Here is a 24,138-nt window from a genome sequence, read left to right on the forward strand (position 1 = left end):
GCGCCCACGCCGTGTCAGTCAGCTCACCACGCCCCACACCCACAACCCGGACATTACCGGACACATGCCAAGAACATTCGCAGGACAGGGCCTAGTCGTCGCGCAACCGATCCAGCAACGGACCGGATGCGGTGAGCCCGTGAACCGGGCGGGGTCCCCCGAGGGGAGGCGCCCGACGGCGAGCGAGTACCACGCAACCACCGGAGCCCGCGGGCGTCGTGCCCTCGTCCAGCACGACAGGAGGAACCCTCCAGCCCGCGGGCTTCTTGCTGCCCGCGCCCCGCGCTGAGTACATGAAAACAGTCGCGTCCGGCACGTCCGGACGCGACTGTCTCCTGCGCTCAGCGGGTGGCCGGCGCCGGGGCGGGCTCCGGGAGGGCGGCCTCGGCGACCGGGGTCGCGGCGGCGGCGGGACCGGCCGGCTCGACGACGGCCCGACGGCGGCGCGGCGCTCCCATCGCGACCGCCGCGAGGGCGAACGCCGCGACCGGTACCCACAGCGCGGTGTGGAAGGCGGCGAGGCCTGCCTCCGGCCCCGTCGCGTCGCCGAGGGCGAGGACGCTGACCGCCGTCGCCGCGGAGATGCCGATCGCCGCGCCGAGCTGGAACGACGTGTTGAGGACGCCGCCGGCCACGCCCTGCTCCGCGTCGGTCACGCCCGTGGTCGCCGCGATGGCGATCGGCCCGTAGACCAGCGCGAACGCGACCCCGACGAGCGCCATCGACGGGACCATCACGGCGTACGTCCAGTCGAGCCCCGACGCGAGGAACCACGCCGCCGCGAGCGTCCCGGCGACGAGACCGCCGACGATCACGCGCGGCACCCCGAAGCGCTCCACGAGGCGCGGCGTGAGCACGGGCGCGAGGACGACGTCGATCGCCATGAGGAGCATCGCGAGCCCGGTCTGCAGCGGCGTCCAGCCCCGCAGCTCCTGCAGGTAGAGCGTGAGGAGCACCTGGAACCCGTAGAACCCGCCCGCGAAGAGCACGGCCGTCACGTTCGCCCGCACGAGCTCGGTCGACCGGAAGAGCCGCAGCGGGAGGAGCGGGTGCGGGGCCCGGCGCTGGCGTGCGACGAACGCCGCGAGAAGCACCGCACCGCCCCCGAGCGCGGCGACCGTCCACGCCAGCCCCTCGCCCGGGTGCTCGAGGCGCACGATGCCGACGGCGAGCAGGACCATGGCGCTCGTCGCCAGGACGGCGCCGAGGACGTCGAGCGCGCCGCGGACGCGGCCCGTCGTGTCGCGCGGGACGGTGACGAGCGCCAGCGCGAGGAGCACGACGGCGAGCAGCACCGGGGCGAAGAAGACCCACCGCCAGTGGATCGCGGCCAGGAGCCCGCCCACGACGAGCCCGAGCGAGAATCCCGCGGCCCCCGCGGCGCCGTACACGACCAGCGCGCGGTTGCGGCGCGGCCCCTCGGCGAACGACGTCGTGATGAGGGACATCCCGGCCGGCGTGAGGAACCCGGCCGCCACCCCCGTGACGAAGCGCGAGAGGAGGAGCATCCAGGCGTCGGTCGCGAACCCGCCGAGCCCCGAGAAGACGAGGAAGACGAGCAGCCACAGGACGAACATCCGGCGGCGGCCGTAGAGGTCGGCCGCGCGCCCGCCGAGGAGCATGAACCCGCCGTACCCGACGACGTACGCCGTCACGACCCCGCCCAGCTCGCTGGTCGCGAGCCCCAGGTCGGCGCGGATCCCGGGGAGCGCGACGGACAGCATCGCGATGTCGCTGCCCTCCAGGAAGATCGCCCCGCACAGCACGAGGAGCAGCCCCCAGTCCCGGAGGGTGAAGCGTGCGGCCGCCCGCGCGCTCTCGCGGCTGCGGCTCGTCGTCCCGTCGGTCATGACCGTCCCCTTCCTCCTGAGTACCGCTCGGTACTCGGTTACCTCTTGATACCGAGCCCATCGTGGGCCAGGATCAGGAGGCATGGAAGACGGCACATTCGACTCACCAGGTATCACCGTGGATACCGTGGCGGCGCGCGGACGGACCGCGGACGGGCACGAGGCTGCTCGCGCGGGCGCGCCCGACGACGTCCCGACCCCCGAGGACCGTCACGGCTGCCCACCGGCAAAGTGGGAGAGCGACGTCGAGGTCTGGCAGTGGGACGCGCGCGAGGACTGCGAGGTGCGGCAGATCCTCGACCGCATCGCGGACAAGTGGTCGCTGCTCGCCATCGCGCTGCTCGACCGGCGCGTCATGCGGTTCACCGAGCTCAAGCGCGAGATCGACGGCATCAGCCAGCGCATGCTGTCGCGCACGCTGCGCCAGCTCGAGCGGGACGGCATCGTCGAGCGCACGGTCTACCCGACCGTCCCCCCGCGCGTCGACTACGCCCTCACCGAGATGGGCCGGTCGCTCCACGCGACGACGAAGGCGCTCGTCGTGTGGACCGAGGCGCACCAGGAGCGCATCGCCGCCGCGCGCAGCGCCTACGACGAGCGCGAGGCGTCGCTCCAGGACCTCTGAGGGCCGCAGGTCACGCGACCGCGGTCGCGAGCACGCCGAACGTCGGGTCGGGCGTGATGGGGGACGGTGCGGGCTCGTCGCCCGCCGGACCGCTCGTCATCTCCCACGTCCCGTCGGCCTCGACACGGACGGCTGCCGTGCGGGCCCCGGACCCGTCGACGACCTTGACGCTCCCTCCGAACGGCCGGCCCGGGAGCTGCGCGAAGGCGGCCCGGACGAAGCGCGACGCGGCGTCGGGCAGAGGGTCGCCCATCTGGAGCGGGCGCACGTGCCAGATGCCGAACGGGCGCGGCTCGAGCACGACCGCACCGCCCTGCGCGCCGACGAGCAGCGCGGCGTTGGTGCGCTCGTCCGCGATCGCCGCCGCCTCCACCCACTCGGTCGCGGTCGTGAGGACGCGCGTGAGCGGGACGACGTTGCCGACGGGTGCGAGCACCTCGCCCTCGACACGTGCGAGCCGTCGCACGACGAGCGAGCTGAGCCCCGCCGCGAGGAGGGCGGAGTCGGCGGGCACGTCGGGGAGGCGCAGGTTCTCGCGCGTCCTCGTGGCGGCAGGTCCCTCGTTGAGCGACAGGAGCACGAGCAGCTCCGGCCCCGTGAGCTCGATGAGCCCGTCGTCCGGACGGTTCGCCGCCTCGGTCTGCGTGGTCATCGGTCGTCCCTCTCCTCGTGCGGACCATGGCCCCGGTCCGGCGCGTGCGCCGCGGTCACCACGGCCATACCTTCTTCAGCGTCTCGGTCGCCCCGTCGACGAAGTCCCCGCCCGCGTCCCACACGTCGCCGGCGAGGTCGGCGGCACCGTCGGCGAGGTCGCCCCCACGATCCCACAGCCAGCCCGCGCCGTCGGCGATGCGCTTCGTCACGGGGACGTCGCCGGAGAGCAGGGTCGCGACGCCCCACACGGCTCCCGCACCCGCGATCGCCCAACCGACCGGGTTGCTCGCGAGGAAGATCGCCGCGCCGATGCCGGCGGCGCCGAGCCCCGCGGTGATGACGCCGTCCGTCCCCTTGAACCCGTCGCCCTCCGCGAAGCCCTCCCACGCCTGCACCGAGCCGCTGTACACCGAGTAGCCGTCGAACAGGAACCCGGCGCCCTTGAGCACCTTGCCGGCGGACGCGAGGTGGTCCGCGAGCCCCGCCACGTTGAGCGGGTCGTCGAGCTTGTTCATCGCGGCCCAGGCGTCGACTCCCTGGGACGCGGCCCAGTTGAGCACGCCGCCCTGGGTCATGTCCGTCGTGAGCCACGACGGCGGGACCAGCCAGTCCGGCGGACCGCCGTCGCCACCCTGGGTCACCGGGTCGCCTGGCCCACCCGGAGAACCCGGTCCGCCGGGCCCACCGGGGCCGCCCGGGCCACCCGGGCCACCCGGGCCGCCCGGCCCGCCCGGCCCGCCCGCGCCACCGTCGCGGCTCGTCGCGTCCTGCTGCTCGGCGTTGCCGCGCAGGAGGTCGGCGGCGTCCGTGAGCAGCGCGGCGGTGCCCGTCAGGCTCGGCCGCAGGGTCGACGTCCACGCGGTGCGGAACTCGACGGCGTCGGAGCCCTCCCAGCCCGCTCGGCCCACGGCCGTCTCGATCGCCGCCGCGGCCAGCTCCAGGGCCTGCGCGCCGTCCGCCACGCGGCCCGCGAGCGAGCGCAGCGCCTCGACGTCGGCCCCGTACATCCCGCTGCTCATTCCTCGCCCCTCTGCGCTCTCACCCGCACCCCCCGCACGCTCCCCGGTCGGCCACGCCGTGCCGGCGCCGCCGACAGGGTACGGAGGCGGAGCGGGCGAGGTCGATGGTGAGCGGTCCCCATGCCCGTCAGGACGGGCGCACGCCGCGGCGGCGGTCGTCGGCCACGAGCGCGCGGTACCGGCGCCACTGCCGGACGGCGAACCGGCCGAGGAACACGCAGGCCAGCACGCCGACGGCCACCCAGCCCCAGGGGAACGGGTCGCCCGCGTGGTAGCTGCGGAAGCTCTCCGTCCAGCCGTACACCTGGGCGCGGTACCAGCCCAGCACGAAGACCGCGACGACGGCGGGAGGGACGACGGCGGCGAAGGTCAGGAACCACGCGTACGTGCGCGCCTGCTTCGTGTCGCCCACGAACCGCGTCCGCGGCGCCCCGTCCATCCGTCCACCTCCGTGCTCGGGCCTCCGGGCACCCTACCCGGCGCCGACCGACCGACCGAGGCGGTCTCGCCCCGGCCCGTCGGCCGGCGACCCTCAGCGCACGAGGTGGGGCTCGACGAGCTCGACGTACCGGCGGGCGAGCGTCGCCACGACGTCGGCGCCGGGGGCGGCCCAGACGTCGGCGTGGAAGATCTCGACCTCGACGTCGCCCACGTAGCCCGCCGCGGCGACCGAGCGCGTGAACGCGGCGAAGTCCACGTGGCCGTCGCCCATCATGCCGCGGCCCAGGAGCGTGTCCGCCGGGAGCGGGGTGATCCAGTCGCACACCTGGTAGCTGACGATCCGTCCCGCGGCACCCGCCCGCGCGATCTGCTCGTGGACCTTGGGCTCCCACCACAGGTGGTACGTGTCGACGACGACGCCCACCTCCGCGGGCGCGAACGGCTCGGCGAGGTCCAGGGCCTGCTCGAGCGTCGAGACGACGCCGCGGTCCGCCGCGAAGATCGGGTTCATGGGCTCGATCCCGAGCGTGACGCCCGCGTCGCGCGCCGCCGGGACGAGCGCGGCGATCGCGTCCGCCGCGCGCGCCCGTGCACCGATCAGGTCGCGGTCCCCGTCGGGCAGCCCGCCCGGGACGAGGACGAGCGTCGGCGCGCCGAGGGCCGCCGTCTCCGCGATCGCGGCGAGGTTGCTCGCGTGCGCGGCGGCGCGCGCGTCCGGGTCGCTCGCGGTGAAGAAGCCGCCGCGGCACACGGACGACACCCGCAGCCCGGCGTCGCGCACCCACCGCACGGCGGTGTCGAGCCCGACGTCGGCGACCGGCTCGCGCCACACCCCGACCGCCGGGAGCCCCGCGGCGACGCAGCCGTCGATCGCCTCGCGCAGCGACCACCGCGCCGTCGTCCGCTGGTTCAGGGAGAGCCGCGCAAGCCGAGGATCGCCGACCCCCGGTGTCGCCACCCGCGCGGCCACCCCGCTCGGCACGTCCACGGCACCCCTCTCCCCGCCGAACGGGCCATCCTGGTCCGTCCCGGCACCAGGACGAGCCGAGACCGCCTGCTCGGCCGCCGGGATCGCCTGGTCGGCGGGAGTCCGGGAGCCGGAGGACGGAAACTCCGAGATCTCGGTGCTCATGCGACCGCCTCCGCGGCGGCACGGGCAGTGGTGCCTTCCTCGATGCCCGCCGCCGCGAGCACGAGACCGAGGCGATGTGCGGCGAGGTCCGGGTCCGGCAGGAGGCGTGCCTCGTTCGCGAGCTCGAAGGCGCGCGCGAGGTGCACGACGCTCCGGGCGGACTGCAGCCCGCCGACCATCGTGAAGCCGGGCTGGTGGCCCGCGAGCCACGCGAGGAACGCGATGCCGGTCTTGTAGTAGTACGTCGGCGCCTCGAACACGTGCCGCGAGAGCGCGAGCGTCGGCGCCATCTCGGCGTCGTAGCGGTCGAGGTCTCCGTCGTCGAGCGCCGTCAGCGCGGCCGAGGCGGCGGGCGCGACGGCCGCGAACGCGCCGAGCAGCGCGTCGGAGTGCCGCTCACCGTCGCCCCGGATCAGCTCCGGGTAGTGGAAGTCGTCGCCGGTGTACAACCGGACGCCGTCGGGAAGTACGGCGCGCAGACCCACCTCGTGCGCCGCCGAGAGCAGCGACACCTTGACCCCGTCGACCTTCGCGGCGTGCGCCCGGACGAGGTCGACGAACGTCGCGGTCGCGGTGTCGACGTCCCCGGACCCCCAGTAGCCGCGCAGGTTCGGGTCGAACGCCTCGCCGAGCCAGTGCAGGACGACCGGCTCGCGCACCTGGGACAGGATCGCGTCGTACACGCGCAGGTAGTCGTCGGCCGACGTCGCGACGCGCGCGAGATGCCGCGACGCCATGAGGATGACCTGCGACCCCGTGCCCTCGACGAACTCGACCTGCTCGGCGTACGCACCGATCACGTCGTCCACCGTCCGCAGCTCGTCGGGCGACCGGTGGTCCGTCCCCGCGCCGGACGCGATGCGCGCGCCCAGCTCACGGGCCTGGGCGGCGCTGCGCGACACGAGCTCCTGGACCGCGGGCCAGTCGAGCCCCATGTTCCGCTGCGCGGTGTCCATCGCCTCGGCCACCCCGAGCCCGTACCGGAACAGGTGCCGCCGGAACGCGAGGGTCGAGTCCCAGTCCACGACCGCCGGCGCGCCGGGCACGTTCTCGCCCCGCGGGTCCGCGACGACGTGCGCCGCCGCGAACGCGACGCGCGAGGCGTACGGGTCGGGGTGGTCCGCCCACTCCCGGGGCGCGCGCAGCTCGACGAGCCGCGTGCCGCCGTCGGGCAGCGGGATCCGCACCCCGCCCGACGCGCTCACGCCCCCACCCCGGACGCCGCGCCGCCGGGGGTCCCGGACGCGGCGCCCAGCTCCACCCGACGCCCCTCGCGCGACGACGTGTACCCGGCGTCCACGAGGCGCAGGCCGCGCACGCCGGCGTCGAAGTCGTAGGGGTGGGGCCGTCCCGCGTCGACGTCGCGCAGGAACTCCTCCCACTGCGCGCGGAACCCGTTGACGAACTCCTGGTTGTCCGGGATCTGCTCCCACTGCGCGCGGAAGTCCTGGTCGGTCGGCAGGTCCGGGTTCCACACGGGCTTGGGCGTGCGGGCGCGCGGCTGGATGCGGCACCCGAACAGGCCCGCGACCGCGGACCCGTGCGTCCCGTCGACCTGGAACTCGACGAGCTCGCCCCGGTCCACGCGCACCGCCCACGACGAGTTCACCTGCGCGAGGATCGGGCCGTCCGCCCCGGCGAGCTCGAAGATCCCGTACGCGGCGTCGTCGGCCGTCGCGGCGTAGGGCTTGCCGCGCTCGTCCCAGCGCTCGGGGATGTGGGTCACGGCCTTCGCCATGACGGCCTCGACCGGCCCGAACAGGTTCTCCAGCACGTAGTTCCAGTGGCAGAACATGTCGAGGACCATCCCGCCGCCGTCCTCGGCGCGGTAGTTCCAGCTCGGGCGCTGCGCGGGCTGCCAGTCGCCCTCGAACACCCAGTACCCGAACTCGCCGCGGACGGACAGGATGCGGCCGAAGAACCCGCCGTCGATCAGGCGCTTGAGCTTGAGCAGTCCCGGCAGGTACAGCTTGTCGTGCACGACGCCGTGGATCACCCCGGCCGCGCGCGCCGCCTCGGCGAGCTCCACGCCCTCGGCGACCGACTCCGCGATCGGCTTCTCCGTGTACACGTGCTTGCCGGCCCCGAGCGCCTTGAGGATCGCCTTGGTCCGCTCCGACGTGACCTGCGCGTCGAAGTAGATCGTGGCGGTGTCGTCCGCGAGGGCCGCGTCGAGGTCGGTCGTGTACTCGGCGACGCCGTGGCGCGCGGCGAGCTCGGCGAGCTTGGCGCGGTTGCGGCCCACGAGCACGGGCTCCACCTGGAGGCGCGTGCCGTCGTCGAGCTCGACGCCGCCGTCGTCCCGGATCGCGAGGATCGAGCGGACGAGGTGCTGGCGGTAGCCCATGCGGCCCGTCACGCCGTTCATGACGATGCGCACGGTGCGGGTGCTCGGTCGGTCGGGCGCGGGAGCGTCCGGGGTCTGGCTGGTCATGCGGGCGGTCATCCGTTCTGCGAGAGCGAGCGCTCGGCGGGCCGGCCGCCGAGGTAGAGCTCGGAGAGCTGGGGGTCGGCGAGGAGCTCGGGTGCGGGGCCGGTGATGTGGACGCGCCCGAGGTCGAGCACGCACCCGATGTCGGCGGTCTCGAGCGCGCGGCGCGCGTTCTGCTCGACGAGCAGCACCGCGACCCCCGCGTCGCGCATGCGCACGACCTGCTCGAACACGGTCGACGTCGTCTTGGGGTCGAGGCCCATCGACGGCTCGTCGAGCAGCACGACCTCGGGGCTCACCATGAGCGAGCGCGCGAACTCGACCTGCTTCTGCTGCCCGCCGGACAGCAGTCCGGCGAGCTGCTTCCACCGCTCGCCCACGATGGGGAACAGGTTCTGCACGAACGCGACCCGTTCCGCGATCTTCTGCTTGTCGCGGAGCGTGTACGCGCCGAGCAGCACGTTCTCCGCGACCGTCATCTCGCGGAACACGCTGTGCCCCTGGAGCACGTGCGCCAGGCCGGACTGCAGCATCTCCTGCGGCCCCTGGCCGGTGACGTCGCGCCCGCCGACGAGGATGCGGCCGGAGCGCGGCTTGAGCAGCCCGCTCGCGACCTTGAGCACCGTCGACTTGCCCGCGCCGTTGGGCCCGACGAGGCACACGACGGTCGCCGCCGGGACCTTGATGGTCAGCCCGCGCAGCACCATCGCCGCGCGGCCGTACCCGGCCTGGACGTCGTCCAGCTCGAGGAGGTACTCCTGCTTCGCCCCCGCTCCGGGGGTCGGGTCAGACACCAAGGTAGGCCTCCAGGACTCGCGGGTCGGCTTGCACGACGGCGGGGGTCCCCTCCGCGATGGGCCGGCCCCGGTCGAACACGATGACGTGGTGGGACAGGCTCATGACCATGTCCATGTTGTGCTCGACGACGAGGAACGTCTTGCCCTCGGCGTTGAGCTCCTGCACGAGCGTCCCGATGCGGCCGATGAGCGCCGGGTTCACGCCGCCCGCGGGCTCGTCGAGCATGATCGTGTCCGGGTCGCCCATGAGAACGCCCGCGAGCTCGAGAAGCTTCTGCTGCCCGTAGGACAGGTTGCGCGCCTCGACGTTCTCCAGGTGGTCGATGCCGACGCGCACGAGCAGCGCGCGCGCCTTGTCGATCTCCTCCGGGTTGCGCGCCCCGGCGAGCAGCTCGCGCACCCGCGTGCGCCGGACCGCGACGAGCATGTTCTCGAGGACGGTCATGCGCGGGAACACGCGGCAGAGCTGGAAGCTGCGCCCGATCCCGGCGCGCGCGATCTTGTGCGGCGCGCGCCGCGTGATGTCCTCGCCGCGGAACGTGACCGTGCCGGAGTCCGGCTTGATCATGCCCGTCACGCAGTTGAAGAACGTCGTCTTGCCCGAGCCGTTCGGGCCGATGAGCGCGTTGATCTTGCCGTGCTGGAACGTGACCGTCGCGTCGCGGACGGCGTGGACGCCGCCGAACGACTTGGTGAGGCCGACGGTCTCGAGGTTGCGGGTGGTCTGGTGCGTGGTGGTCGTCGTCATCGGTCCTCGTCCTCTCCCGTGCCCGCGGCGGTCGGCTCGCCCTCGCGTGGCTCCTGCACGACGGCGGTCGCGGGCCCGGCGGCCGGCTCGCCGGCCGCGGCGCGGTTGCGCTCGAGGAGCTCGGCCGCCGTCATCTCGCGGATCGAGGAGTCCTGCGGGCCGAACCGCTTCACGAGCGACTGGGCCGCGGGGATGATCCCGTCGGGCATGAAGAGGACGACGACGCCGAGCAGCAGGGCGGTGGCGACGAGGTGGAACTGGGTGTCGCCGAACTCGAGCTTGAAGTACTCCAGGCCGGAGCCGACGATGACGGCGCCCAGGAGCGGGCCGAACAGGTGCCGGACGCCGCCGAGCAGCGCCATGAGCACCATGTAGGCGCCGAGCATGATGGAGAACTGGAAGATCGGGTCGAGGTCGCCGAACCACAGGGCGTACATGCCGCCCGCGAGGCCGGTGAAGGTCGCCGAGACGACGTACGCGACGAGCTTGTAGTTGCGCGTCGGGACGCCGAGGGCCTGGGCCTTGTCCTCGTCCTCGCGGACCGCCTTGAGGCCGGTGCCGAAGCGCGAGCGGTCGATCGCCCACCACGCGACGAGCATGACCGCGAGCAGCGCCGCGAACAGGTAGAAGAACGTGCGGTGGTGCTCGGGCCGCAGCAGGTCCGGGAACGGGCGCGGCACGACGAGGCCGTCGGAGCCGCCGGTGAACGTGCCCCACGCCTGGAAGACGAGCAGCAGGATCAGCACGAACGCGATCGAGACGATGACGAACGACGCGCCGCGCACGCGGAGCGCCGCGATGCCCACGGGGATCGTCACGAGCAGCACGACCGCCCCGCCGACGAGCCAGGCGACGAAGCTCGGGAGCCCGAGGTCGCGGATCAGGAGCCCGGTCGCGTAGGCACCGAGGCCGAAGAACGCGGCGTGCCCGAGCGAGACGTACCCCGTGAAGCCGCCCATGAAGTTCCAGGCGGTCGCGGTGCACGCGTAGCTGAGGACGACGATGCCGGCCGAGAGGATGTACGCGTTGGGCGCCATCGTGGGGAAGGCCAGGACGAGCACGGCGAGGACGACGAGCGCGGCCAGGCGGACGACGCGGCCCCAGGGGCGGCGTGCGGGAGGTGCGGCGGGAGCGGCGCCCGGGCCCGCGCCGTCGGGCACCGCGCCGGCGGCACCCCCGGCGCGGCCGGCCGAGCGGCTCGCGGGACGGGTGTCAGAAGCGTTGGGCAAGGCGACCTCCGAAGAATCCCTGGGGCCGCAGCATCAGCGTCGCGAACAGCGCGACGTAGAAGATGGTCTGCGCCCACGTGGTGCCGAGCGGCACCTGGAGCAGGCTCTGGCCGATGCCGAGCACCATGGCTGCGATCGCGGCGCCCGGGATGGACCCGAGGCCGCCGACGACGATGATCGCCATGAGCGGGCCGATCCAGTGCCAGTGCAGCGACGGGTAGATCGTCGCGTCGAGCGACAGCGCGGTCCCGCCGATCGCGGCGGTCGCGAGGCCGAGGCCGAAGCCGTAGCCCGCGACGCGGTCGGTCTTGATGCCGACGAGCTGCGCGGCCTCGCGGTGCTGGATCGTCGCGCGCAGCGCCTGGCCGAACCGGCTGTGCTTCATGAGCAGGTACAGCAGCGCGAGGGAGAGCGCGGCGAGGCCGAACGCCACGAGCTTCACGACGGCGATCCGCGCCCCGAAGAACTCGATGCTCGCGCCCGAGTACGGGAGCTGGATGCGCCGCTGGGTGCCGCTCCAGACGAAGCCGATCATGCCCTCGATGAAGAGCGCGACGGCGAACGTCAGGAGGACGGACATCATGGTGAGCGTCGCGGGCCGCAGGCGCGTGATGAGCAGCCGCTGCATGCCCACGCCGACGAGGAAGAACAGCGGCACCGTGATGACGAGCGACAGCAGCGGGTCCATGCCGGTCTGCTGGTTGAAGAACCAGGCGAGGTACGCGGCGAGGATGAGGAACGCCGAGTGGGCGATCATCACGACGCGCATCACGCCGAAGTACAGGGTGAGGCCCGCTGCCAGGAGGGCGTAGAGCCCTCCCAGCAGCACGCCGAGCACGAGGCTCTGGAAGAGGAGCGTTCCTGTCACGAGGTGATCACCAGGCCGGCTTGGGGAAGACGAAGTCGGCTTCCTTGGCGTCCTGCGGCAGGACGATCTGGATCTCGCCGTCCACGTACTGCTGGATGAGGTGGGCGCCCTGCGGCTTGCCCGTCTCGTCCCAGGTCAACGGCCCGACGACGGTGTCGACCTCGTTGCTGCGCAGCCACGAGACGAGCTCCTGCTGGCACTCGCCCTGCTCGGCGCACCCGACGGCCTCGACCGCGGCGGCGACGACCTGGCCGGTCGTGTACGCGTTGGCCTCGTCCTCGCCGGGCGGGTTGCCGTGCAGCTCCGTGTACCGCTCGACGAAGTCGACGTTGGACGGCCAGCTCGCGGTCTCGGTGTAGCCGGTGGGCGAGAGGATGCCCTCGGTCTTGGCGCCGATCGCCGCCGAGAACTCGGGGTTGGTCGGCGCCGTGGAGAACGCCGCGAGCGTGGGCTGGTAGTTGAGCTGCTGGAGCGCGACGATGAGGTTCACCGCGTCCTGGTACTGCGTGCCGCCGATGACCATGTCGGCGCCGGAGTCGCTGATCTTCGCGGCGATGGAGGAGAAGTCGGTCGTGTTGGGCGGGTAGACCTCGTCGACGACGATGTCGAGCCCGGCGTCGGCGAGCTTGTCGCGCAGGCCGTAGGCGGTGCCCTGGGCGAACGGGTCGTCCATCGACGCCACCGCGACCGTCTGCGGGCGCTCGCCCTCGGGCATGTCGAGGATGTGGTCCGCGAGGTAGTTGTAGTGGTCGTCGGCGACGGCGGGCGCGGCGTAGAACAGGTTCTCGAAGCCCTGCTCGAACACCTCCGCGGCGGCGCCGGCCGGCTCGACGAAGAGCATCCCGTACTCCTCGGCGACGCGGGCGCTCGGGACGACGAGGCGCGTGGAGAACGGCCCGAACACGAGGTCGACCTCGTCCTGGGCGATGAGCGCCTCGTAGTCCTGCACGACGCGGTCCGCGTTGGACTGGTCGTCGAGGATCTTGAGCTCGACCTGCCGCCCGAGGAGGCCCCCGTCCTCGTTGACGAACTGCGCCCAGGCCTCGTAGCCGCGCTGGACGCCCTTGCCGGGCTCGGAGAAGTCGCCGGTGAGCGGGAGCGAGATGCCGATGACGATCGGGTCGTCGGACCCGCCGCCTCCGCCCTCGCCGTCGGACCCGCCGGAGCACGCCGTGAGGACGAGCGCCGTCGCGGACACGCCGGCCGCGAGGGCGAGCGCGCGGCGTGAGCGGGGGCGGGTGGACATCCGTGGAGTCGACCGAGAATGCATGGACGTGACTCTCCCTACTTCGTCGTAGTGAAGACCTGGGGCCGTACTGCTGCGTACGAGACTGCGTCATTGCGAAAGCGCTTTCGTAAGCGCTTCCGCTAGAGTACGGTGCGGACAGCGGATGTGGCAAGCGTCACGTCGGGGAGGGCCCTCGGGCCGCCGACCGGGCGACGCACGGACGAGCGGAGCAGGGGTGCGTCGAGAAGGTCGGACCACGAAGGGTCGCAGCGCGCTGCGGCTGGTCGACGTCGCCGAGCGGGCGGGCGTCTCGCTCGCGACCGCGTCGCGCGCGCTGTCGGGCAGCGACGGCGTCTCGGAGGTGCTCGCGGAGCACGTCCGCGAGGTCGCGACGGAGATGGGCTACATCGCCAACCCGCACGCGCGCACGCTCGCGGGAGGCACGACGTCGGTCGCCGGCCTGCTCGTCTACGAGATCGGCGACCCGTACTTCTCCGAGATCGCGAGCGGCGTCGTGCGCGTCGCGACCGAGCACGGCTGGAGCGTCCAGATCAGCCACACCGAGCGCGAGCCCAGCGCCGAGGTCACGCAGATCCGGCTCATGCGCGCGCACCGCGTCGGCGCGATCCTCGTCGCCGGGTCCGGGTACGTCGAGCCCGCGATGGAGGCCGACGCCGCGCGCGAGCTCGAGGCGTTCCAGGAGTCCGGGGGGCGGGTCGTCGTCATCGGGCGCCACCACCTGCACAGCGACGCCGTGCTCCCGGACAGCGAGGCCGCCGCAGCGAGCCTCACCGACCACGCCCTCGGCCTGGGCCACCGGCGCCTCGCCGTCGCGGCCGGGCCCGAGCGGCTCACGACCGTCGCGGACCGCATGGCCGGCATCCGGAGCGCGGTCGCGGCCCAGGGCCTCGACCCCGACGACCTGTTCGTGGTGCACGCGCCGTTCACGCGCGAGGGCGGGCGGGACGCCACGCAGCGCATCCTCGCCCAGCGCCCCGACACGACCGCGATCCTCGCGCTCAACGACGCCATGGCCACGGGCGTGCTGTCGCTGCTGCGCGAGCGCGGCGTCGTCGTGCCGCGCGACATGTCCGTCACGGGGTTCGACGACATCCAGGTCGCGCAGGACCTCGCGCCCGCGCTGACCACGGTGCGCCTCCCGATGAGCGAGATGGGAGCGACGGCGTTCGAGCTCGCGCTCCGGCCGCCGTCGGCCCGCCCGCGCCGCCGCCGCACCGACCACGAGCTCGTGGTCCGCGACTCGACGGCCCCACCGCGCCCCGGCCCGCTGTGGGCATGAAATGGGCCCGGTTCTCGCCGCAGAACCGGGCCCATTTCATGCCCACAGCGATGGGGTGGGGTGGGGGCGTCAGAAGGGTTTGCGGGCCACGACGAGGAAGCGCGGGGCCTCGTCGACGAACTCGTGGCCCGCGGCCAGGTGCAGGTGCAGGGCGCGCAGCGGCGCCTCGTACCGGGCGACCGCCTCGGGCGCGAGCGACGCCAGGTCGGGCACCTGCCACGCCATGAGCTTGAGGTACCAGAGCACCGAGGACAGGTCGCGGAACCGGCGCAGGCCCTCGTGCTCGCGCGCGACGTCGACGACGAACCCCGCGTCCCGCAGCACCTCCACCGCGGCGGCGAGCGTCACGGAGTCCGGGTCCCACGGGAGCTCGGTGCCGAGCGCGGTGTTGAGGCGCAGGCCGTCGCGCGAGTCGACCTGCTGGGTGAGGAACACCCCGCCCGGCTCGAGCACGCGCAGCACCTCGTCGGGGTCGAACTCCTCGTGCCGGTCCAGCACGACCGCGAACTGGCCGTCGAAGAACGGCAGGAGCTGCTCGTCGTCGCCCTCGACCGGCCGCACGTCGACGCCCAGCGGCTCGAGCCGGCGTCGGGCCACGGGCAGGTTGGGCGCCCAGCCCTCGGTCGCCGCCGACCCGGCGGGCAGCGGGCCCAGCGTGGACAGCAGCTCGCCGCCACCGGTCCCGAGGTCGAGCACCGGGCCGCGCCCGCTGCCGACCAGCTCGCGTGCGAGCGCGGCGTAGTCCCACGGCAGCGCGTCCTCGACGACGCGGTCCGCCAGGGGGGAGAGGTCGAACCCGACCACGGGCACGGCGCGGGCCCACGCCACGTGCTCCTCGAACGAGGCGTCCCGGGCGGGGACGGGCACGTCGGCCGCCCGGTCGGAGGTGGCGGGGGTGTCGGGGACCGCGGCAGGCATGCGTCGATTGTCACCCGTGCGGGCGCCGTCGCCGAACATGCGCGCCGGGCCCGTCGCGCACCGAGGGGGAGCTCTCCCCGTCGCCGCGGGGCGGGTGCGCGCGGTAGCCTCCCGATGCCCGTTTCGTACGTTCCGTGACAGATCGGGGCGCGGCGGGGACACCGATCGACGAGGGGACCAGACGACGTGAGCGGGATGTGGGGCGCCGACGTCACCGAGCTGAGGAGGCTGGCGCAGTCGCTGCGCTCCGCCTCCGACCAGCTCGTGAGCACGACGTCCGAGGTCAGCGGCCTCGTGGAGGCCGCCGGTCGGTGGCAGGGCGGCGACGCCGACCAGTTCCGGGGCGAGTGGACCGGGTCCTCGGTGGCGCTCCTGCGCGGGGTGAGCCAGACGCTGGCCGAGGCGTCGCAGGCGGTGCTGCGCAACGCCGACGAGCAGTACCTGACGAGCACCGAGGGCGGCGCGATCCCGTCCCCCGGCGTGCCCGGCCCGGGCGTGCCCACGGGCCCCGGCGGCGGGCCGCTCGGCGGCGGGACCACGCTCGCCGGGTCGATCTGGGACGTCGGCGAGACCCTCGGGGAGTCGACGATGTTCGTCCTCGACGGGCTGAAGGCCTGGAAGGTCGGGCAGTCCCTCACCGCGTTCCTGCAGGCCAGCCGCCTCGCCGACCTGTCCGACGCCGCCGCGAGCGCGTCGGTCTTCGCGCGCGGCATGGTCCTCGACGACGCGATGGGGCTCCTGGGCGGGCTCGGGACGGCGGGCCGGCTCGCGGGCGGCGTCGGCGGCCTGTTCGGCGTCATCGGCGGCTTCGACCAGATGTTCAACACCGAGTACGACGGCGTGCGGGGCGGCGTCGACCGCGTCATGGGCGGCCTGTCGGTCGTGGGCGGCGCGGGGACGATGCTCATGATGGCGGGCATGCTCACCAACCCCGTGGGCATCGGGATCGTGGTGGGCGCGGGCGTCGTCGCGGGCGCCTGGGCGCTGGGGAACCTCGTCGTCGACAACTGGGACGCGATCTCGGGGTTCGCCACCAACCCCGGCCCGTACCTCGCCGACGGGTGGAACACCGTGACCGACTTCGCCGGCGACGCGGTCGATACGATCGGGGACGTCGCGTCGGACGTCGGGGACGCGATCGGCGACGGGCTCTCCGCCGCCGGTGACTTCGTCGGAGGGCTCTTCTCGTGACCCAGCAGACCATGCGGTGGTCCGCGTCGGACATCGCCGCGGCCGAGCGCGCGCTGGAGCGAGCGACCCCGGGCGAGGTCACGCACGTCGTGACGCTCACCGACGAGGAGATCGTCATCCTCGACGGGCTGCAGAACCCCCAGCTCGTGGCGGTGCCGTGGCTCGACGAGCAGGAGGGCGCGGACCGCGGGCTCGTGGGCCGCGTCGCGCTCCGCTCGCTCCTCGCGCGCGGCATGGTCGTGCCGAGCGAGGACGCGGCCGCGGCCGAGCCCGTGGACGGCCGGCCGGCCGTCGGCATCGAGGCCGTCCCGGAGATCACGGGTCCGCTGGTCCTGCGCCGCACGGCGCACGCGATCCTGTCCGTCGAGCGCACGACGTCGGTCGGCCGGCACTGGGTGTACGTCTACCTCCACGAGGACGACCGCGTGCTCGAGGAGGAGGTGGCCCCGAGCGGCCACCACGCGTTCAGCGTCTACCCGCTGTCCGAGCTCGCGGGCCGGCTCGCGGTCTTCGTCGACCCGGGCTCCCAGGCCCTGATCGACGGTCGCTCCCAGACGTTCACGCCCGACGACTTCGCTGCGCAGGCGCCGAGCCTGCCCGAGCTCGCCGGGGCGCTGGCCGTGACGACGCTCGGCGCGGTGCACGCGGGATCCGACGTCCTGGAGCAGGTGAGCGTCTACGCGACCCCTGACGGCGTGTACACGGTCCGGGGCGGCGAGCACGGGGCCGACGGCGCGCCGACCTCGCTCACGCTGTCCGAGGTCGGGGCAGCCACGGTCCGCCGGCTCCCGCTCGAGCTGCTCGGTCGATGAGCGGGCCGACGGCGGCGCCCACGACCGGCGCGCGCGCGACGCGCAAGGTCCGGCACCACGCCGCGCGGTCGGGCCTCGGCACGGTCCGGCACGTGTCGGCGGCGACGCCGAACGCCCCGGCGTGGGCGGTGACGGTGGTCGTGGTGCTCGTGTTCTCCGTCGGGCCGGCGCTCGTGGGGAACGCGGGGCCCGCCGCGATCGGCTACCTCCTGCCGTCCTTCGCGGCGATCGCCGCGGTGATCCTCTGGTTCCTCGGCTCCGAGAAGCTGGTCGTGCTCGACCACGGGATCCTCGTCGGCTCGTTCGCCCCGTTCCTGCGCCCGGTCGCGGTGCCCTTCGCGGCCCTCGACGTCCGGACGGTGCGCGCGGCCGTCGCGAGCCCGCGCACGCTCGGCCTGCTGCTCACCGACCGCGGCGTGTCGACGGCGTCGCGCACCGTGCTCTGGTCGCGCCGCGCCGTGACCTTCGTCGGGGTCGCGCCGACCCAGCTCCGCCAGGCGCACGCGCGGGGGCTGCACGTCGACCTCGCGACCGCGACCGCCGTCGACCTCTGGGTCTTCTCGGCCCGCGACCCGCGTCGCCAGGAGCTGGTCGTCCGCGCGCTGGGCGACGCCGCACGCGCGGCCGGGGTGCCCGGCGCGGAGCAGGTCGAAGCGCTCGCCCTGCCCGCGCAGCCCGTGCAGGTCTCGCCGCAGGGCGCGGACCGTCTCGCGGTCCCGGAACATCTGCGCAGCGCCCGGGCGCGGCACCCGCAGCCGACACGCTGAGCGTCTCGCGGGCGGGTCGCCGCCGGCGTCAGGCCGAGGTGGGCCCGAACGCCGCGGCGAGACGCGCCGTCGGGCCGTCGCCCTGGGTGCTCGCGGCGCCGAGAGCGGCGACCTGGAGCACCATCCACGGGCTGAAGACCCACGGGGTCGCGGCGACCGCGCGCGCGACGTCGCGCGGGTCCGCCCAGGCGGTCTCCATGACCTCGTCGGGGTTCGGCTCGACCGTGCCCGCCGCGCTCGCCGCGTAGACGGGGCAGATCTCGTTCTCCACGACGCCGGAGGCGTCGACGGCGCGGTAGCGGAAGCCCGGCACCGCGACCTCGAGGCCCGTGATCTCGAGGTCGAGCTCGTGCCGCCCGTGGCGGACGATCGACTCCTCGGTGGTCTCGGTCCAGCGCGGGTGCCCGCAGAAGGAGTTGGTCCACACGCCCGGCCACGTGCGCTTCCCGAGCGCGCGCCGCGTGAGCAGCAGGCGGCCCGCGTCGTCGAGCACGTAGCAGGAGAAGGCGAGGTGGAGGGGCGTCTCGGTCGTGTGGACGGCGGCGCGGTCGAAGGTACCGGTCCGGCGACCCTGGTCGTCGACGGTGACGACGTGGTCGGCGGCGACGGGGACGTGCGGGGTCATGCGGCCACTCTCGCACACGGCCCTCCGGGAGGGGGAACCGCTGTCAGGAACTCCTGGCGCCCGGCGACGACGCCCGGAGCGGGCTCCGAGCGCGGTCCGGTCGTGAGGGGTGTCACCCACGCCACCGGCCGCACGGTCTTGCCGAGCCCACCCCGGCATGAATTAAGGTGAGGGTAACCTCACTAGGCCACCTCCGACCGGGCCCACGCCCCCGAGCAGATCCGAGCACCATGACCTCGCCCGCGACCGCCGACGCACCGGCCGGCCTCCCCGCCGGGAGCCCCCGGACCGCGACGGGACGCGACGACCGCCCGGCCGGGGTCGCACGCACCAACGCGGGCCGCAGCCTCGGGCTCCTCGTCGCCGTCGTGGTCCTCGTGCTCGCGATCGTGCTCAGCCTCGTCGTCGGCTCCAAGCCGGTCCCTCTCGGCACCGTCTGGGACGCGCTCACCGGGTACGACGGCTCGGGCGACCACGTGATCATCCGCGACCTGCGGCTGCCGCGCACGATCGTCGGCCTCCTGGTCGGCGCCGCGCTCGGGGTCGCGGGCGGGCTCATCCAGGCCATGACGCGCAACCCGCTGGCCGACCCGGGCATCCTCGGCGTCAACGCCGGCGCGGCGTTCGCCGTCGTGCTCGCGGTCGCGTTCCTCGGGTTCACGGACATCCAGTCCTTCATCTGGTTCGCGTTCGCCGGGGCGGTCGTCGCGACCGTCGCGGTCTATGCCATCGGGTCGCAGGGGCACGGGGGAGCGACGCCCGTGCGCCTCACGCTCGCGGGCGTCGCGCTGGGCGCCGTGCTCGGCGGCATCTCGCAGGGCATCACGCTGCTCGACCCCGCGGCGTTCGACCGCATGCGCTTCTGGGGCGCCGGCTCCCTCGCGGGCCGCACCATGGAGATGGCAGGCACGATCGCGCCGTTCGTCGTGGTCGGGCTGGTCATCGCGCTCGTCGTCGCGCGCCCGCTCAACACCATCGCGCTCGGCGACGACCTCGCGAGCTCGCTCGGCGCGCACGTCGGGCGCACCCGCATCCTGGTCGGCATCGCGGTGATGCTGCTGTGCGGCGCCGCGACGGCGGCCGCCGGGCCGATCGCGTTCGTCGGGCTCATGGTGCCGCACGTCGCGCGCTGGACGGTCGGCCCCGACCAGCGCTGGATCCTGCCGTACTCGGCCGTGCTCGCGCCCGTCCTGCTGCTCGTGTCCGACGTCGTCGGCCGGGTCGTCGTCATGCCCGGCGAGCTGCAGGTCGGGATCGTCACCGCGTTCGTCGGCGCCCCCGTCCTCATCGCGCTCGTGCGCCGCTCGAAGGCGAGCGGGCTGTGAGCGCCCCGGTCCGGGACGACGCGCCCGTGGACCCCTCCCTGCCCGACGGCGGCGCGCACCGCGTCGACTTCGGTCGCCCCACGCGCGTCGTGCGCGGGCTCGGCGGCCGCGCGAGCCTGCGGCTCGACCTGCGCACGCTCGGGGTGTGCGGGGTGCTGCTGCTCGTCGCGCTCGCGATCGGCGTCGTCGCGCTGACCACCGGCGACTACCCGCTCACGGTGCCGCAGGTCCTCCAGGCGCTCGTGGGCGCGGCCGACGGCCCGGTGCACATGGTCGTCGTCGAGTGGCGCCTGCCGCGCGCGCTCATGGCGCTCGTGCTCGGTGCGGCGCTCGGCGCGAGCGGCGCGATCTTCCAGTCGCTCACGCGCAACCCGCTGGGCAGCCCGGACGTCATCGGGTTCAACACCGGCGCCTACACGGGCGCGCTCGTCGTCATCATGCTGCTCGGCGGCGGGTACGTCGGCGTCGCGGCGGGCGCGCTCGTCGGCGGCGTCGTCACCGCGGGCGTCGTGTACCTCCTGGCCTACCGGCGCGGGGTCCAGGGCTTCCGGCTCATCATCGTCGGCATCGCCGTGTCCGCGATGCTCGCGTCCGTCAACCAGTGGCTCATCATCAAGGCGGACCTCGAGACCGCGATGGCGGCCGCCGTGTGGGGCGCCGGGTCGCTCAACGGCATGACCTGGGCACAGGCGGTCCCCGCGTGCGTGCTCGCGGCACTTCTCGCGCTCCCGCTCCTGTGGCTCGCGCCGCGCATGGGGCTGCTGGAGCTCGGGGACGACGCCGCGGCCGCCCTCGGCCTGCGCAGCGAGCGGGTCCGCCTCGCCCTCGTGATCGTCGGCGTCGCGCTCACGGCCCTCGTGACCGCGGCGGCCGGGCCCATCGCGTTCGTCGCGCTCGCCGCACCGCAGCTCGCGCGCCGCCTCACGGGCGCCGCGGGCGTGCGGATCCTCCCCGCCGCCGTCATGGGCGCCGTCCTGCTCGCGGCGAGCGACCTCGTCGCCCAGCGCGCGTTCGCTCCCACCCAGCTCCCCGTCGGCGTCGTCACCGTGAGCGTCGGCGGCGCCTACCTCGTCTGGCTCCTCGTGCGCGAGGCCCGCAAGTGACCACGAACCCGCAGACCGGAACGACCCCGGTGGCTCTCACGAACCTCGCGGCCGCCCCGCGCGTCGCCGACGCGCCGACCGGCGCGCGCGCCGACCGCGTCCCGCCCGCGGACCGCCTGCACGCCGAGGGGATCACTGTCGGCTACGACGACCGCGTCATCTCCTCCGACCTCGACGTGAGCATCCCCGACGGGTCGTTCACGGTGATCGTCGGGCCGAACGCGTGCGGCAAGTCGACGCTGCTGCGCGCGCTGTCGCGCCTGCTCAAGCCGTCGCGGGGCCAGGTCGTGCTCGACGGCCGGTCGATCTCGTCGATCCCCGCGAAGGAGGTCGCTCGCCGCCTCGGCCTCCTGCCGCAGACGTCGATCGCGCCCGAGGGCATCACCGTCGCCGACCTCGTCGCGCGCGGGCGCTACCCGCACCAGAAGCTGCTGCGGCAGTGGTCGCGCGAGGACGAGGCCGCGGTGGTCGGGGCGCTCGCCGCGACCGGGACGACCGAGCTCTCGGGCCGCCTCGTCGACGAGCTCTCCGGCGGGCAGCGCCAGCGCGTGTGGGTCGCCATGGTCCTCGCGCAGGAGACCCCCCTCCTCCTGCTCGACGAGCCGACGACGTTCCTCGACATCGCGCACCAGATCGAGCTGCTGGAGCTGTGCGCCGACCTCAACCGCGACCGCGGGCACACGCTCGTGGCGGTGCTGCACGACCTCAACCACGCGTGCCGCTACGCGACGCACCTCATCGCCATGAAGGACGGCGCGGTCGTCGCCGAGGGCGCACCGGCCGACGTCGTGACGGCCGACCTCGTCGAGGACGTGTTCGGCCTGCCGTGCCGCATCATCGCCGACCCCGTGACGGGCACCCCGCTCGTCGTGCCCGAGGGTCGTCCCCGCCGCGCCTGACCGCGTGGCCCCGTTCCCCGCCGGTCGACCCACCCGCCCGACCGGCCCCCCACCGTCCTGCGCTCGCCCGCACCGCCTCGTCCGAGGAGCAACGCATGACCCGCACCACCCGTCCCTCGTCCACCCTGCCCACGGCAGCCCGCCCGACCCTGCACCGGCGCCCGGTGCGCTCCCTCGCCGCGGGCGCGCTCGCCGTCGGGCTCGCGGTCACGCTCGCCGCGTGCTCGGCCGGCACCGAGCCCGGGACCGACGACGCGGCCGACGACGCGGCCGCGGACGGCTGGTCCTGGACGTCCTCGGGCTACGGCACGACGTACACGCTCGACGAGGCGCCGGACAGCCTCGTCGTCGACGGCTACACCGCCGCGGCGCTGTGGGACTACGGCGTGCGGCCCGCCGGGGTGTTCGGCTACGGCTTCTCCGACGCCGGCGCGCTGTCGATCGGCACCGCGCAGGTCGACGAGATGGAGGTCGTCGGCGCCGACGCCGAGCTCAACCTGGAGAAGCTGCTCGCGCTCGAGCCCGACCTCGTGATCGGGTTCGGCAACGAGGACGGCACGGCCTGGACCTGGTGGGACGACACGGTCACGGAGGAGGCGACGGCGGTCGCCCCGTTCGTCGGCATGAGGTTCTCGGGCCGCCCGGTGGTCGAGGTGATCGAGGACTACGCGTCGCTCGCGGAGGCGCTCGGCGGCGACGTCGGCTCGCCGGAGGTCACGGAGGCGAAGGCGGCGTTCGACGAGCGGCTCGACACGCTGCGCGGCATCGCGGCGGAGAAGCCGCTGACGATCCTGCCGCTCAACGGCGCCGAGCAGCTGTGGGTCGGGCAGAAGAACCTGGGCCAGCTCGCGCTGCTCGAGGAGCTGGGCTTCACGATCGGCGGGCCGCAGGACCAGGAGGGCTGGGCCGAGCTGAGCTGGGAGCGCGTGCCGGACCACCCGGCCGACGTCGTGCTGAGCTACACGGGCTCCGACGAGGCCATGGCCGCGAACCCGGTCTACGCGGGGCTGCCCGCGGTGCAGGCGGGCCAGGTCGTCGGGTGGGACGACAAGCGGCCGTTCACCTACGCGAGCTACGTCGAGTGGTTCGACGAGCTGATCGCGGTGCTCGACGGCGCGGAGGTCGTGTCGGGCGTGCCTACGTCCTGACGTCCGCGCCGTCCCACCAGTCGAGGACGACGGTCGCGTGGTAGGTGAGCCAGCGCGACGGCTCGCCCGCGGGGGAGTCGACCTCGAACCACACCCGGCCCGGGTGGCGCCGGCCCTGGAGCCAGGTGCCGTCCGGGCGCCGGGCGCGGCGGACGTGCTCGACGGCGTCCGCCGCGCGCGGGTCGGGGGGCGTCCCGTCGAGCAGCGACGCCTCGCGCAGGTAGACCAGCGCGTTGAGCACGCTGTAGTACCAACGGAACGGGTACGCGAGGCGGAACACCCAGTCCCCGACGGGCTCGCCCGTGCTCAGTCGGCGGAACAGGCCGCGGCGCAGCAGGTACTCCTCGCCCGACCGGCGCGCCGCACGCAGCTCCTCGCCGCCGCCGGCGAGCTCCTGATAGGCGAGCAGCCCCTTGAGCGCGTTGAGGGTCGAGTGGAACGAGGAGACGGTGGCGCCCTCGACCCAGTCGCAGTTCCACCCGCCGTCGGGCAGCCGGCCGGCGAGCACGGCGGCGAGCAGCTCGGAGACGTCGACCCCGAGCCAGGCGCCGGCCGCGAGCGTGTACCCGTTGATGCACCAGTCGACCTCGCCGCCCCAGTAGGGCAGGTCGTCGTACTCCCACCGGCTGTGCGCCGCGAGCAGCTCGGGCGTGCGGCGCGCGCGCAGCACGCCCGGGTCGAGCCCCCACTCGCGCAGCGCGACGAGCGACCACGTCGTCGCCGTCCAGGGCTGGCCCTCCTCGGGTGCTCCGCCGGCGTCCACCGCTCCCGCGTCCGCGGGGAAGTACGCGCCGCCCGCCCACTGCCCGTCGGGGTCCTGCAGCGCGAGCAGGCGCGCGCCGAAGCCCTCGGTCGCGACGCGCGCCCGCGTCGCCTCCCAGACCTCGGGAGGCGCGTGCACGACGTCGCGCTCGACCCGCCACCGCAGCGCCGGGTCGGCGTCGAGCAACCAGTCGACCAGCCCGTCCTCGGGCGGCCCTCCGGGAGTGGCGGCGGCCATGCCGTCACGCTACGCCCGGGCGCGCGCG

General features: G+C 74.3%; 24 protein-coding genes. 9 read left to right on the forward strand and 15 right to left on the reverse strand.

All coding sequences use genetic code 11. The features are described 5' to 3' along the window. Positions 1 to 341 precede the first annotated feature (341 nt). Positions 342 to 1,850 carry an MFS transporter gene (locus ACFC2L_RS04845; protein WP_375823178.1) on the reverse strand — a complete coding sequence of 503 codons (1,509 nt, stop codon included), beginning with the start codon at positions 1,848 to 1,850 and terminating at the stop codon, positions 342 to 344. 118 nt (positions 1,851 to 1,968) lie between these two features. Here ACFC2L_RS04845 and ACFC2L_RS04850 point away from each other — a divergent pair, with 118 nt between their 5' ends. Next, positions 1,969 to 2,475: a winged helix-turn-helix transcriptional regulator gene (locus tag ACFC2L_RS04850; protein ID WP_375823179.1), complete on the forward strand. Its 507-nt coding sequence runs from the start codon at positions 1,969 to 1,971 to the stop codon at positions 2,473 to 2,475. A gap of 10 nt (positions 2,476 to 2,485) precedes the next feature. Here the strand turns inward: ACFC2L_RS04850 and ACFC2L_RS04855 are convergent, their stop codons facing one another. The 11 genes from ACFC2L_RS04855 to ACFC2L_RS04905 form a co-directional block, all read right to left on the reverse strand. Beyond that, positions 2,486 to 3,127: a hypothetical protein gene (locus tag ACFC2L_RS04855; protein WP_375823180.1), complete on the reverse strand. Its 642-nt coding sequence runs from the start codon at positions 3,125 to 3,127 to the stop codon at positions 2,486 to 2,488. Positions 3,128 to 3,182: 55 nt separating this feature from the next. Then, positions 3,183 to 4,148, reverse strand: a complete 966-nt coding sequence (locus ACFC2L_RS04860) for a WXG100 family type VII secretion target (RefSeq protein ID WP_375823181.1) — start codon at positions 4,146 to 4,148, stop codon at positions 3,183 to 3,185. Between the two features lie 127 nt (positions 4,149 to 4,275). After that, positions 4,276 to 4,587 carry a hypothetical protein gene (locus ACFC2L_RS04865; RefSeq protein WP_375823182.1) on the reverse strand — a complete coding sequence of 104 codons (312 nt, stop codon included), beginning with the start codon at positions 4,585 to 4,587 and terminating at the stop codon, positions 4,276 to 4,278. 93 nt (positions 4,588 to 4,680) lie between these two features. Further along, positions 4,681 to 5,721, reverse strand: a complete 1,041-nt coding sequence (locus ACFC2L_RS04870; protein WP_375823183.1) for a sugar phosphate isomerase/epimerase family protein — start codon at positions 5,719 to 5,721, stop codon at positions 4,681 to 4,683. After that, positions 5,718 to 6,926 carry a dihydrodipicolinate synthase family protein gene (locus ACFC2L_RS04875; RefSeq protein WP_375823184.1) on the reverse strand — a complete coding sequence of 403 codons (1,209 nt, stop codon included), beginning with the start codon at positions 6,924 to 6,926 and terminating at the stop codon, positions 5,718 to 5,720. Before ACFC2L_RS04875 ends, ACFC2L_RS04870 begins: the two co-directional genes overlap by 4 nt. Next, positions 6,923 to 8,155 (reverse strand): Gfo/Idh/MocA family protein, encoded by a 1,233-nt coding sequence (locus tag ACFC2L_RS04880; protein WP_375823185.1) that lies wholly within the window; start codon positions 8,153 to 8,155, stop codon positions 6,923 to 6,925. Before ACFC2L_RS04880 ends, ACFC2L_RS04875 begins: the two co-directional genes overlap by 4 nt. A gap of 8 nt (positions 8,156 to 8,163) precedes the next feature. Then, on the reverse strand, positions 8,164 to 8,946 hold the full coding sequence (locus tag ACFC2L_RS04885) for an ABC transporter ATP-binding protein (protein WP_375823186.1): 783 nt from the start codon (positions 8,944 to 8,946) through the stop codon (positions 8,164 to 8,166). Beyond that, positions 8,939 to 9,697 carry an ABC transporter ATP-binding protein gene (locus ACFC2L_RS04890; protein WP_375823187.1) on the reverse strand — a complete coding sequence of 253 codons (759 nt, stop codon included), beginning with the start codon at positions 9,695 to 9,697 and terminating at the stop codon, positions 8,939 to 8,941. Before ACFC2L_RS04890 ends, ACFC2L_RS04885 begins: the two co-directional genes overlap by 8 nt. Next, entirely contained in the window at positions 9,694 to 10,926 is a 1,233-nt protein-coding gene (locus tag ACFC2L_RS04895) for a branched-chain amino acid ABC transporter permease (RefSeq protein ID WP_375823188.1), read from the reverse strand. Before ACFC2L_RS04895 ends, ACFC2L_RS04890 begins: the two co-directional genes overlap by 4 nt. Next, positions 10,910 to 11,794 (reverse strand): branched-chain amino acid ABC transporter permease, encoded by an 885-nt coding sequence (locus tag ACFC2L_RS04900; RefSeq protein ID WP_024841626.1) that lies wholly within the window; start codon positions 11,792 to 11,794, stop codon positions 10,910 to 10,912. The genes ACFC2L_RS04895 and ACFC2L_RS04900 overlap by 17 nt, the downstream gene beginning before the upstream one ends. A gap of 7 nt (positions 11,795 to 11,801) precedes the next feature. Next, on the reverse strand, positions 11,802 to 13,040 hold the full coding sequence (locus tag ACFC2L_RS04905) for an amino acid ABC transporter substrate-binding protein (RefSeq protein ID WP_375823189.1): 1,239 nt from the start codon (positions 13,038 to 13,040) through the stop codon (positions 11,802 to 11,804). Positions 13,041 to 13,257: 217 nt separating this feature from the next. Here ACFC2L_RS04905 and ACFC2L_RS04910 point away from each other — a divergent pair, with 217 nt between their 5' ends. Then, positions 13,258 to 14,322 carry a LacI family DNA-binding transcriptional regulator gene (locus ACFC2L_RS04910; RefSeq protein WP_375823190.1) on the forward strand — a complete coding sequence of 355 codons (1,065 nt, stop codon included), beginning with the start codon at positions 13,258 to 13,260 and terminating at the stop codon, positions 14,320 to 14,322. A 69-nt stretch (positions 14,323 to 14,391) separates the two neighbouring features. Here the strand turns inward: ACFC2L_RS04910 and ACFC2L_RS04915 are convergent, their stop codons facing one another. Then, the gene (locus ACFC2L_RS04915; RefSeq protein ID WP_375823191.1) at positions 14,392 to 15,240 is read right to left on the reverse strand and encodes a class I SAM-dependent methyltransferase; all 849 of its coding nucleotides are present in this window, start codon (positions 15,238 to 15,240) and stop codon (positions 14,392 to 14,394) included. Positions 15,241 to 15,426: 186 nt separating this feature from the next. On the opposite strand from ACFC2L_RS04915, the gene ACFC2L_RS04920 reads away from it, so the two are divergent. The 3 genes from ACFC2L_RS04920 to ACFC2L_RS04930 are packed head-to-tail and all read left to right on the forward strand — an operon-like array spanning position 15,427 to position 18,010. After that, the gene (locus tag ACFC2L_RS04920; protein ID WP_375823192.1) at positions 15,427 to 16,431 is read left to right on the forward strand and encodes a hypothetical protein; all 1,005 of its coding nucleotides are present in this window, start codon (positions 15,427 to 15,429) and stop codon (positions 16,429 to 16,431) included. After that, complete coding sequence (locus tag ACFC2L_RS04925) at positions 16,428 to 17,243, forward strand: hypothetical protein (protein WP_375823193.1); 816 nt, start codon at positions 16,428 to 16,430, stop codon at positions 17,241 to 17,243. Before ACFC2L_RS04920 ends, ACFC2L_RS04925 begins: the two co-directional genes overlap by 4 nt. After that, positions 17,240 to 18,010 (forward strand): hypothetical protein, encoded by a 771-nt coding sequence (locus ACFC2L_RS04930; protein ID WP_375823194.1) that lies wholly within the window; start codon positions 17,240 to 17,242, stop codon positions 18,008 to 18,010. The genes ACFC2L_RS04925 and ACFC2L_RS04930 overlap by 4 nt, the downstream gene beginning before the upstream one ends. Before the next feature lie 28 nt (positions 18,011 to 18,038). On the opposite strand, the gene idi is transcribed toward ACFC2L_RS04930, so the two are convergent. Then, positions 18,039 to 18,635, reverse strand: coding sequence for an isopentenyl-diphosphate Delta-isomerase (idi, locus tag ACFC2L_RS04935; protein ID WP_375823195.1), 597 nt, complete (start codon positions 18,633 to 18,635; stop codon positions 18,039 to 18,041). A gap of 230 nt (positions 18,636 to 18,865) precedes the next feature. On the opposite strand from idi, the gene ACFC2L_RS04940 reads away from it, so the two are divergent. The 4 genes from ACFC2L_RS04940 (at position 18,866) to ACFC2L_RS04955 (ending at position 23,110) form a co-directional block, all read left to right on the forward strand. Continuing rightward, complete coding sequence (locus ACFC2L_RS04940) at positions 18,866 to 19,960, forward strand: iron chelate uptake ABC transporter family permease subunit (RefSeq protein WP_375823196.1); 1,095 nt, start codon at positions 18,866 to 18,868, stop codon at positions 19,958 to 19,960. After that, positions 19,957 to 21,063 (forward strand): iron-enterobactin ABC transporter permease, encoded by a 1,107-nt coding sequence (gene fepG, locus ACFC2L_RS04945; protein WP_375823197.1) that lies wholly within the window; start codon positions 19,957 to 19,959, stop codon positions 21,061 to 21,063. Before ACFC2L_RS04940 ends, fepG begins: the two co-directional genes overlap by 4 nt. Positions 21,064 to 21,179: 116 nt before the next feature. Continuing rightward, positions 21,180 to 21,962: an ABC transporter ATP-binding protein gene (locus tag ACFC2L_RS04950; protein ID WP_375823485.1), complete on the forward strand. Its 783-nt coding sequence runs from the start codon at positions 21,180 to 21,182 to the stop codon at positions 21,960 to 21,962. Between the two features lie 95 nt (positions 21,963 to 22,057). Beyond that, the gene (locus ACFC2L_RS04955) at positions 22,058 to 23,110 is read left to right on the forward strand and encodes an ABC transporter substrate-binding protein (protein ID WP_375823198.1); all 1,053 of its coding nucleotides are present in this window, start codon (positions 22,058 to 22,060) and stop codon (positions 23,108 to 23,110) included. Here the strand turns inward: ACFC2L_RS04955 and ACFC2L_RS04960 are convergent. Next, positions 23,100 to 24,110 carry a squalene cyclase gene (locus ACFC2L_RS04960; RefSeq protein ID WP_375823199.1) on the reverse strand — a complete coding sequence of 337 codons (1,011 nt, stop codon included), beginning with the start codon at positions 24,108 to 24,110 and terminating at the stop codon, positions 23,100 to 23,102. The two genes, ACFC2L_RS04955 and ACFC2L_RS04960, sit on opposite strands and share 11 nt — an antisense overlap. Positions 24,111 to 24,138: the final 28 nt, after the last annotated feature.

Source organism: Cellulosimicrobium sp. NPDC055967, assembly GCF_042269845.1.
Taxonomy (GTDB): Bacteria; Actinomycetota; Actinomycetes; order Actinomycetales; family Cellulomonadaceae; genus Cellulosimicrobium.

Bases quoted from the DNA above. Each gene is read 5' to 3' on its own strand.
- ACFC2L_RS04870 (WP_375823183.1), bottom strand. From the start codon at position 5,721: ATGAGCACCGAGATCTCGGAGTTTCCGTCCTCCGGCTCCCGGACTCCC.
- ACFC2L_RS04940 (WP_375823196.1), top strand. From the start codon at position 18,866: ATGACCTCGCCCGCGACCGCCGACGCACCGGCCGGCCTCCCCGCCGGG.
- idi (WP_375823195.1), bottom strand. From the start codon at position 18,635: ATGACCCCGCACGTCCCCGTCGCCGCCGACCACGTCGTCACCGTCGAC.
- ACFC2L_RS04905 (WP_375823189.1), bottom strand. From the start codon at position 13,040: ATGTCCACCCGCCCCCGCTCACGCCGCGCGCTCGCCCTCGCGGCCGGC.
- ACFC2L_RS04865 (WP_375823182.1), bottom strand. From the start codon at position 4,587: ATGGACGGGGCGCCGCGGACGCGGTTCGTGGGCGACACGAAGCAGGCG.
- ACFC2L_RS04960 (WP_375823199.1), bottom strand. From the start codon at position 24,110: ATGGCCGCCGCCACTCCCGGAGGGCCGCCCGAGGACGGGCTGGTCGAC.
- ACFC2L_RS04915 (WP_375823191.1), bottom strand. From the start codon at position 15,240: ATGCCTGCCGCGGTCCCCGACACCCCCGCCACCTCCGACCGGGCGGCC.
- ACFC2L_RS04930 (WP_375823194.1), top strand. From the start codon at position 17,240: ATGAGCGGGCCGACGGCGGCGCCCACGACCGGCGCGCGCGCGACGCGC.
- ACFC2L_RS04955 (WP_375823198.1), top strand. From the start codon at position 22,058: ATGACCCGCACCACCCGTCCCTCGTCCACCCTGCCCACGGCAGCCCGC.
- ACFC2L_RS04860 (WP_375823181.1), bottom strand. From the start codon at position 4,148: ATGAGCAGCGGGATGTACGGGGCCGACGTCGAGGCGCTGCGCTCGCTC.
- ACFC2L_RS04845 (WP_375823178.1), bottom strand. From the start codon at position 1,850: ATGACCGACGGGACGACGAGCCGCAGCCGCGAGAGCGCGCGGGCGGCC.
- ACFC2L_RS04880 (WP_375823185.1), bottom strand. From the start codon at position 8,155: ATGACCAGCCAGACCCCGGACGCTCCCGCGCCCGACCGACCGAGCACC.
- ACFC2L_RS04890 (WP_375823187.1), bottom strand. From the start codon at position 9,697: ATGACGACGACCACCACGCACCAGACCACCCGCAACCTCGAGACCGTC.
- ACFC2L_RS04855 (WP_375823180.1), bottom strand. From the start codon at position 3,127: ATGACCACGCAGACCGAGGCGGCGAACCGTCCGGACGACGGGCTCATC.